At 40.2% G+C, this 7,896-nt stretch carries 10 protein-coding genes; 7 read left to right on the plus strand and 3 right to left on the minus strand.

Going from position 1 to position 7,896, the window contains the following annotated elements:
* The 6 genes from Q1V93_RS07520 to Q1V93_RS07545 all read left to right on the plus strand — a co-directional run.
* A partial coding sequence (locus tag Q1V93_RS07520) for a T9SS type B sorting domain-containing protein (RefSeq protein ID WP_300663355.1) occupies nucleotides 1-482 on the plus strand: 482 nt, incomplete at its 5' end.
* A gap of 78 nt (nucleotides 483-560) precedes the next feature.
* Nucleotides 561-1,220, plus strand: coding sequence for a hypothetical protein (locus tag Q1V93_RS07525; RefSeq protein ID WP_300663357.1), 660 nt, complete (start codon nucleotides 561-563; stop codon nucleotides 1,218-1,220).
* A gap of 41 nt (nucleotides 1,221-1,261) precedes the next feature.
* On the plus strand, nucleotides 1,262-1,918 hold the full coding sequence (locus tag Q1V93_RS07530; RefSeq protein ID WP_300663359.1) for a hypothetical protein: 657 nt from the start codon (nucleotides 1,262-1,264) through the stop codon (nucleotides 1,916-1,918).
* A gap of 82 nt (nucleotides 1,919-2,000) precedes the next feature.
* Nucleotides 2,001-2,696: a hypothetical protein gene (locus tag Q1V93_RS07535; RefSeq protein WP_300663361.1), complete on the plus strand. Its 696-nt coding sequence runs from the start codon at nucleotides 2,001-2,003 to the stop codon at nucleotides 2,694-2,696.
* 43 nt (nucleotides 2,697-2,739) lie between these two features.
* Nucleotides 2,740-3,399 (plus strand): hypothetical protein, encoded by a 660-nt coding sequence (locus Q1V93_RS07540; protein WP_300663363.1) that lies wholly within the window; start codon nucleotides 2,740-2,742, stop codon nucleotides 3,397-3,399.
* 274 nt (nucleotides 3,400-3,673) lie between these two features.
* Complete coding sequence (locus Q1V93_RS07545; RefSeq protein ID WP_300663365.1) at nucleotides 3,674-4,327, plus strand: hypothetical protein; 654 nt, start codon at nucleotides 3,674-3,676, stop codon at nucleotides 4,325-4,327.
* Nucleotides 4,328-4,409: 82 nt separating this feature from the next.
* Here Q1V93_RS07545 and Q1V93_RS07550 read toward each other — a convergent pair whose 3' ends face one another.
* From Q1V93_RS07550 to Q1V93_RS07560, 3 genes are all read right to left on the minus strand, one after another.
* On the minus strand, nucleotides 4,410-5,051 hold the full coding sequence (locus tag Q1V93_RS07550) for a hypothetical protein (protein ID WP_300663366.1): 642 nt from the start codon (nucleotides 5,049-5,051) through the stop codon (nucleotides 4,410-4,412).
* 143 nt (nucleotides 5,052-5,194) lie between these two features.
* Entirely contained in the window at nucleotides 5,195-6,850 is a 1,656-nt protein-coding gene (locus Q1V93_RS07555; RefSeq protein ID WP_300663368.1) for a T9SS type A sorting domain-containing protein, read from the minus strand.
* 59 nt (nucleotides 6,851-6,909) lie between these two features.
* Nucleotides 6,910-7,119 (minus strand): hypothetical protein, encoded by a 210-nt coding sequence (locus Q1V93_RS07560; RefSeq protein ID WP_300663370.1) that lies wholly within the window; start codon nucleotides 7,117-7,119, stop codon nucleotides 6,910-6,912.
* Between the two features lie 113 nt (nucleotides 7,120-7,232).
* Between Q1V93_RS07560 and Q1V93_RS07565 the strand changes: the two genes are divergently transcribed.
* Nucleotides 7,233-7,649 (plus strand): hypothetical protein, encoded by a 417-nt coding sequence (locus Q1V93_RS07565; RefSeq protein ID WP_300663372.1) that lies wholly within the window; start codon nucleotides 7,233-7,235, stop codon nucleotides 7,647-7,649.
* Nucleotides 7,650-7,896 lie beyond the last annotated feature (247 nt).

Raw genomic sequence — 7,896 nt, forward strand, 5'->3', positions numbered from 1 at the left:
TGTATTTCCCGGAAGATTCTATCCGTGATTGTCAGAAACAATTGTCGGTTTCATTGCTGCACGTGGAAACAAACTACAACCTGGAAATCTTTGCACCAAACGGAAATTTGGTCGGGACTTATTTAACCGAATCCGGTTGGTATACCGTTCACGCGTTCAATCCGTGCGGGGAAATTTGGGATTCAATCTACGTGAATTTGCAGAATGAGCAATTTTTTTACCTTCCGAATGCATTTTCACCCAACGCCGACACCCACAATGAACGTTATGTATATCAAGGAGAAAATGTCTCTGTTCAAAGCATGCGGATTTTCAACCGTTGGGGAGAAGAAATCTTTTCACAAACGGGAGATTTTACCGGTTGGGACGGAACTTACAAAGGTGAGGCTTGTCCGACAGGAATGTATGCTGTTTCAGTGATTTATGAAGATTGTTTCGGAATGCCCACCGAATTCAATGGACATGTGAACCTGATACGTTAATGAATAAATAAATGGAAAACGAGCCTGGAATAACCACTGTTCAGCGTTCAACCCGATTTTAACTTAAACCAAAACAAAATGAAAAGACTTTCTTTTTATGTATTGTCGGTGGCTTTTTTAGCGACCGGAATGAGTTCCTGCGGAAAAACTACCCGCGGAAAAATGATCAACGACTGGAAAGTTGCATCCTCAACCTCCGAAGAAACGTTTATTAGTATGAACGGAGAGGATAAGACGGTCATGACGGAGACCATCGCAGATAACGCGATAACCCAAAAATTCGTCCATACTTTTGCCGGTGGAGACTCTTCTGAAACAGGTTCTACTGAAGGAAAAGTTAATGTGAATTCGTGGGCCATCAAAAAAGACGGAACCTGGACCTGGAATAAGGAAGTGGAGTATGTTGGAGCGGGAGGCCAGGGCCAGAAGGGGATTACCAATCAAAGCGGGACATGGAGTTTTATTGCGAAAAACAAAGAAGATGGTTTCAAGAAAAATGAGCGGGTTCTTTTTAACGTCCTGTCGTACGAATTTACCCAACAGTCTTTAAACAATGGTACGGTCGTTTCAACAAATTCTACTGTGGATACCTATTTAACAGGACAAAGCGTAATGATTTTTACGGTCAAAGACTCAAACAATAAGTTATTGGAAATGGAAATGGATTCGGATTCCAAATATACGATTCAAAACAATAATAGTCAGCGCATCAACAAGTTGAGTGTTCGTTTGAAATAAAATTGAACCAACAAGAAATAGTCACCTTTAATTCGAGAAAAATGAAAACAAATTATAATTCTATCATCAGTATTCTGGTTATGACAATTGCGCTTGGCTCTTGCGGAAAATCAACCAAAGGTAAGATGGCCAATGATTGGAAAGTCACTTCAATGACTACCGAATCAACTTCAACATCTGCCGACGGAAGTAAATATACATCGACGCAGACAATGAATGAAACCAGGATGGATGCGAAGTATGTTACTACAGCAGCTGATGGCTCTGTTACAACGGTAACGGACGATGCGAGAGTCAATACAAACGAATTTACGATTGAAAAGGATGGGGCATGGAAATGGATCCAGGATCTTTCTTATAGTACGGATTCGGGTGAAGTCCGGACAAGAAGTGAAAAAAGCGGAGTCTGGAGTTTTATCGGGAAAAACAAAGGCGATGATTTCAAGAAGAATGAGCGTGTGCTTTTTAATATATTAAAGGCCGATTATTCAACCGTTCACAAAAACCAGGGAACAATTGTCAATGAATACAACGCAAATTACGAGTATTTGACGGGATATGAAACCGCAATCTATACGGTAAAGGAATCCAAAAAGGATGAATTGCAGCTGGAAGCGGAATCTGAAAATATGACTAATCAGTACTCGAATGAGAGCAAAATTACTTCTAAAACCAGCATGACTTTAAAAACAAAATAAAAGGTCAGATTAAAAATGCTGCGTAAAACTTGGATTAAAAGACAATAAAAAAGCTGGAAAACAGTTTTTTACAACCATAAATATGAATTCAATCAAATCTTACAATCACACAATGAAAAAAATCGCTATTTATACTTTATGCTTTACATTTTTAGCCGCCGGAGCGACATCCTGTGCAAAAACCAGCAAAGGAAAGGTAACGAACGAATGGAAAATCGTATCCTATGAAAGGAACGAATCAGGTACTTATCAAAACGGTAATACGAGCAGTTTGATAATAAAAATGACCGAATCCTCTTTCACGCGTGAACTCACTGATAAGGATAATAACGGAACCGTTCACTTTTACAATTACTCGGAAGGATCGGTAAATTCTCATGAGTTAACCATTAAAAAGGATGGAACCTGGAGCTCGGTTCAGGACATAACGTATGTTTTCAGCAACAATAACGGCACCAATAGAATCGTCACGGAAGAAAGCGGAACCTGGAGTTTTGTCGGAAAAACAAAAGGGGATGATTTCAAAAAGAATGAACGGATGCTTTTCAATGTGCTGAACAGAAGTGAAAAAAGTACTTCTACCAACGGAAACAACGTTACTTCCGACGATTTAACGAGTACCACCTTTCTTACCGGAGAAAATTTGAAGATTTATACGATCAAAGAATCTAAAAAAGAGGAAATGCAATTGGAAATGGAATCCAATATCGCTTCAGAAACAAACGGAGGGGTCAATAAAGATGAGGATTTGCTGAAAATGACCCTGAGATCCAAGTAATGGATTGTGAACGGGTGAATGATAAATATTTAAGTAATCAGAAATGAAAAGAATTTCAATTTATATCATAAACACAGTGCTTTTGATTGTTTTCGGGATCACATCCTGCGCAAAAACAACGAAAGGAAAAATGATCAACGAATGGAAGATAACTTCGTTCGAAAATTCAGAAACGTATGTGAGCACATTAGGAGACAAGCATACATCCATTTATTCAATGACGGATCAGACGGTGACGGATAAAACTGTTTTGGAGCCGGCTTCAGGACCTTCGTCAACAAGCTCTGAAACCGGAACGGTGAATAAACACGAGCTTGCGATCAAGAAAGACGGAACCTGGTCATGGACAATAGATGTCACTTTTGTAGACGGAAATAAAACAAACAATGAAACCATGATTCGTAGCGGAACCTGGAGTTTTATCGGACAAACGAAAGGCGACGATTTTAAAAAGAATGAGCGTGTTCTTTTCAACGTATTGGAAATGACTACCAGGGAAACCGAAACGGTGGATCAGTCAGTTACTTACGATGAAACGGGAAAGGAAACATATTCCACAGGTCAGACCACGATGGTGTATACCGTTACGGAATCGAAAAATAAAAAACTGGAGATGGAATTGGAATCGAAAAAAGCCTCTTCCCATGACACGAATACAAGCAGTCTTTCTGTTTCTCAAAAAATTGTCCTGGAAGCAAAATAAACGGAATCATTAAGACGCACTCCTGCGTAGGATAGAAACCCCTCAAAGACAGATCTGTTTTTGAGGGGTTTTATGTTGTGTCTGTCAAACGCATCAACTTTTCGGCTGAAACCGGAGATACCGTTGAAACTCCGAATGAGATAAAGTATCTGAAATTCATTTGCTTAATAACCGGACGTCATTTTTCAGAAGCAAAATAAGTTTTTTAAATCCGGATTGTTTTTGTTACTATTTAATTGATACATTTGGCCCATATTAATCTCAACTTACAACAATGAAAAGAACTCTTTTCTACGCACTTAGCGTAGCTTTTTTAACTGCAGGGCTGGTTTCCTGCGGGAAAACCACCAAAGGGAAAATGGTCAATGAATGGAAAGTAACTTCCCAGACTGAAACTTCAACAAATGTTCAGGCAAATGGAAATAAGACAGACCAAACGACTACCTATTCGGAAAATGCAGTAACTAAAACAACGGTTCAAACGCCAACAGTAGGACCTTCATTGACTACTTCTGAAACAGGTATTGTAAACAGCAACGATCTGAAAATTGATAAGGACGGAACATGGACATGGACGCAAACGATTCTTTACGGAAGCGGAAATTCCACCGCACTTTCTACAGATGAGCAAAGCGGAACCTGGAGTTTTGTAGGAAAAACAAAAGGGGATGATTTTAAAAAGAACGAGCGTGTTTTATTCAATGTCTTGTCTGTAAAGAATACAACTGTTCAGACAAGTAATGGCTCTGCAAGTACCAGCAAAACGACTGATACTTATTTGACTGGTGAGAACACGATGATTTTTACTGTCAAAGAATCCAAGAAGGATGAGTTACAAATGGAAGCAGAAAGTAAAAATGTTTACACCGATGATTCGGATGTCAGCACGTATACTTCAAAAATCGCTGTTACATTAAGTGGAAAATAAGCAATTCATTTTTTGAATGCTGAAGGAAAGGGAATCACTGTTGATTCCCTTTTTGTTTTTAGGAGCCCGCTTCGAAGACGTGTTATTTCTTTAAACGAAAACCAAGTCGGCACCCAAATTCAAAATTGAGGAATGTGAGTTCTCCTTCGCGTTTATACAAAATCTGAGGATAATGCTTGTTACCCGGTAGCAGAGCATCCAGCTTTCTTGTAAGGGAATTCGTGTTTTGAGAAAAACGTGCTCCAAGACCGGTAAAAATTTCAAAAACAAAGCCTCTTCGACAAATAATGGTGTGCCCGACTTTGAGAGTCAGACTTTGAATATTTTTATTGAGCGTGTAGGCAACGGATTTTCCGTCAAGATCATCGCGCAGATGAAAAAACTGGCTTTTACAGAAAAACTCGATAGACCAGAAAGTTCCTCCTAATCGTTTCACACCGTTTTGATAGAACTTCAGTTCCATAGATCCGCACATTCCCTGGGATTTGAAGGCGAAGAAACCCAATTCGTTGTAAAGTGAAATGTGATCTTTTACGCGGTATTCTACTCCCATTCTGAATGAAGGACCGATTTCCTTCATAAATGGTGACAAAGGAGCTATTTTGATACAGGTTTTGAAAGCGTATGAATCATCAATAACCGAATCTTTTTCTTTTTTCTTCTGACCGAAGGAAAAAAGACTCCATAAGATTAAAAGAGAGGTGAGCAGGTAGCGCTGTTTCAATGGTTATGAGTTTTGTGTTTCAAACCAAATTCCACAAAAAAAGTGCCAATTTGCACCGGCACTTCTCTCTGATTTCATCTCAGAACAGGAACTCTGCTTACTATGACTATTCTGTTACTATTCTGACTGGTGATGAAAAGATCTTAATTCTTTTGAATGATGATACGTTTGATTGTAAACAGATCCTCCTTGATGCATTTCACAAAATAAATCCCGTTTTTCTCATGAGATAACTCGATTTCCGTTGTTGCATCCGTTAGATGAACCCGTTTTACAATGCGTCCGTTCAAATCACTGATTTCCACTTCGGAATCTGCACCACCCTGAATCGTGAATGTACCGTTGTTCGGGTTCGGATAGACCGAAATCAGGTCGTTCGCGGTATTTTCACTCAGTCCGACTGTGTTTACAGTAAGACAGTTCGTAGTATCGGTACAGAATCCGTCTGATACGATTACTGCATATGAACCATTTTCCGTTACCAAATACGCCTGATCTGTCTGTCCGGGAATAAGCTGGTTGGTTGTACAGTTCATCCATTGGTAGGTTACACCTGCACCCGGATTCCCGATCAGGATAATTTCTCCGCTGACAGTAATAGAGTATTCATATTCGTGAATCGTTACGGTAATGGTATCCGAATTCTGACAACCGTTTGTATCTGTTCCTACAACTGAATATGTATTGGTTTCATTCGGCACGAACGGAACACCGTTCGTTACGTTGTTGTTCCACACATAAGTAGATGCACCTGAACCCGACAAGGTAAAAGATGAGCCCTGGCAAATCGTTTGACCCGTTCCTGCGCTGACATTCGGTAAAGAATGTATGTTTATAAATACGGTATCCGTGGCGGTACATCCGGCAGAATCCGTCGCTGTTACGATATAAGTTGCAGGATTTAGCGGAAGAAAAGTCTGATCATTTATCACCGAGTTATTCCAGCTGTAGTCAAAAGGACCTGTTGCATTCAGAGTAACAGAATCTCCTATACAAACTGCCGAATCATTTCCTGCATTTACAAAGGGAATGGAAAGATTGATTGTTAGTGTATCGTACATTGTAGGACAGCCCTGAACAGTCGATTCGACTGTAAATTGAGTGGTTGCTGAAATTGTAGGTGTAATACTGTCATTGGTTTGTCCCTGGCTCCACAAAAAAGTAAGAGTAGGTTGATTTGCCAATGCATAATGAATGTTCCCGTTCCAGACACGCGGCTGGTAAACAGCACCTGTTCCCGCCGTAAAAGGATATTCCATTCCGCCACCTTCGAGGAACGTAATGTTTGCATCGCTTGAGTATACATTTCCTATATTCGTACCGTTGGAGTAGTTCACGCTCACATTTGTATTGTTGGAAGTAACATAGAATGCATAGGTTTCGCCCGCAGGAATCGTCACATTCACCGGAACAGCTACCGGAACAATTCCCCCGGTAGCAATTACAGGAGCTGAGCCGACGAAAGTCCAGCTGGAAGGGCTGTTTGCGAAACCATTCCAGGTTCCGGCCTTGTAGTAAATCTCAATAGTCGTGTTTTGCATCGGGGATGCGTCGAAAGAGGTAATAATCACGCTATTGGTAGCAACAATATCAAACATGTTTCCACGGTGATCGTTTCCTGCAAAATTGGATGCTCCTAAGGTATGACCCTCTCCGATTGTTGTTGCCGTTAAAACAGGAGTATCTCCCGCACAGATCAATGAATCTGTAGCGCTGATACTCACTGTACATTGTGCGTCTGAGTGAAAATGAAAACCGACCGCTGAGAATGTTAATAAAGTAAGTAACAGTTTTTTCATAGATAGTATTTTTTAGTGTTTAATTCAGAAACAAAAATACGCTGCTGCTATGATTGATTTTAGAGGTAAAACCCAAAACGATGAATTTCAGGGGTTTCCCCTTGTGGGTGTAAGGTGTTGGTTATCAGTTGTTTCTTTTTGAGAATACACAACGCCAGGAGCAGGATCGGGGTTGCTGCTGCGAGGAAGAGCCCGTAACGGAAAACAACCAGGAAGATCAAAAACGGACATAAAAGAGCAGATACTGCGAGTAAGGGAAGCAAAAGCATAGGCCGGTTCAATGATTCAATGGAAATACTTCAGATAATGGAATGAAATGTACGATTTTCAGTTCGGATTTGAATGAAATTCACGATATTTCGGCAACCAAATTCAACACAAAATGCCCAAATTTAAAGATTTCAATTTCAAACTGGCGGTGATCGATCAGTTGATGTACCAACAGAAATTACTGAAGCCGGAATTCGATGTAAAAACCTTTGTTAGTGCTGAAAAATGGCAGAAAATAGATCATCAGAAACATCCGTCAAGAGCTATTGCCGATGTAAAGAAGTTTTTCAAAGATTTGGAAATCCCTCAGGAATTATTGGATCAGGTGACGATTTTAGATCAGAATGATCACAAGGCGTATCACCAGGTTACTCCGTATTGGGATGGAGAAGGAAATGAATTTAACATTACTTCTACGGAAGACGTAAAGCTACTGCCAAATCTGAAAGAAGTCATCCTGTTTTATGAGTACGATCAGAAAATGGTGAAGGAATTCCAGGTCAAAGGCATTGCTGCGAAGTACCTGTAAATCCCCCGTCAGGTATTCCCGTGAATTTCACAGAAAATGAGTTAGAATCAGACCCCGTGCTCTTCTGCGGGAGAAGAAAAATGCATTCGTCATAAAAGCGTATCGCTCGATTTTGCAGCTGTCAGTTCGGATAGCGGAATGCAATGGAGGTGTAGCGGGAACAGCATGCACACAATTGTAAAAAAAACACCCTGCAAAAGAGGATTCCAAAATCACAAAAAAACGCATCTGAATCACTCAACTACGG

The sequence above is a fragment of the Fluviicola sp. genome (assembly GCF_030151805.1).
Classification (GTDB): Bacteria; Bacteroidota; Bacteroidia; order Flavobacteriales_D; family Crocinitomicaceae; genus Fluviicola.

What these genes read in the sequence shown, in the direction of transcription:
- Q1V93_RS07525 (WP_300663357.1), top strand. Translation starts at nt 561, where the DNA reads ATGAAAAGACTTTCTTTTTATGTATTGTCGGTGGCTTTTTTAGCGACC.
- Q1V93_RS07530 (WP_300663359.1), top strand. Translation starts at nt 1,262, where the DNA reads ATGAAAACAAATTATAATTCTATCATCAGTATTCTGGTTATGACAATT.
- Q1V93_RS07535 (WP_300663361.1), top strand. Translation starts at nt 2,001, where the DNA reads ATGAATTCAATCAAATCTTACAATCACACAATGAAAAAAATCGCTATT.
- Q1V93_RS07540 (WP_300663363.1), top strand. Translation starts at nt 2,740, where the DNA reads ATGAAAAGAATTTCAATTTATATCATAAACACAGTGCTTTTGATTGTT.
- Q1V93_RS07545 (WP_300663365.1), top strand. Translation starts at nt 3,674, where the DNA reads ATGAAAAGAACTCTTTTCTACGCACTTAGCGTAGCTTTTTTAACTGCA.
- Q1V93_RS07555 (WP_300663368.1), bottom strand. Translation starts at nt 6,850, where the DNA reads ATGAAAAAACTGTTACTTACTTTATTAACATTCTCAGCGGTCGGTTTT.
- Q1V93_RS07560 (WP_300663370.1), bottom strand. Translation starts at nt 7,119, where the DNA reads ATGCTTTTGCTTCCCTTACTCGCAGTATCTGCTCTTTTATGTCCGTTT.
- Q1V93_RS07565 (WP_300663372.1), top strand. Translation starts at nt 7,233, where the DNA reads ATGCCCAAATTTAAAGATTTCAATTTCAAACTGGCGGTGATCGATCAG.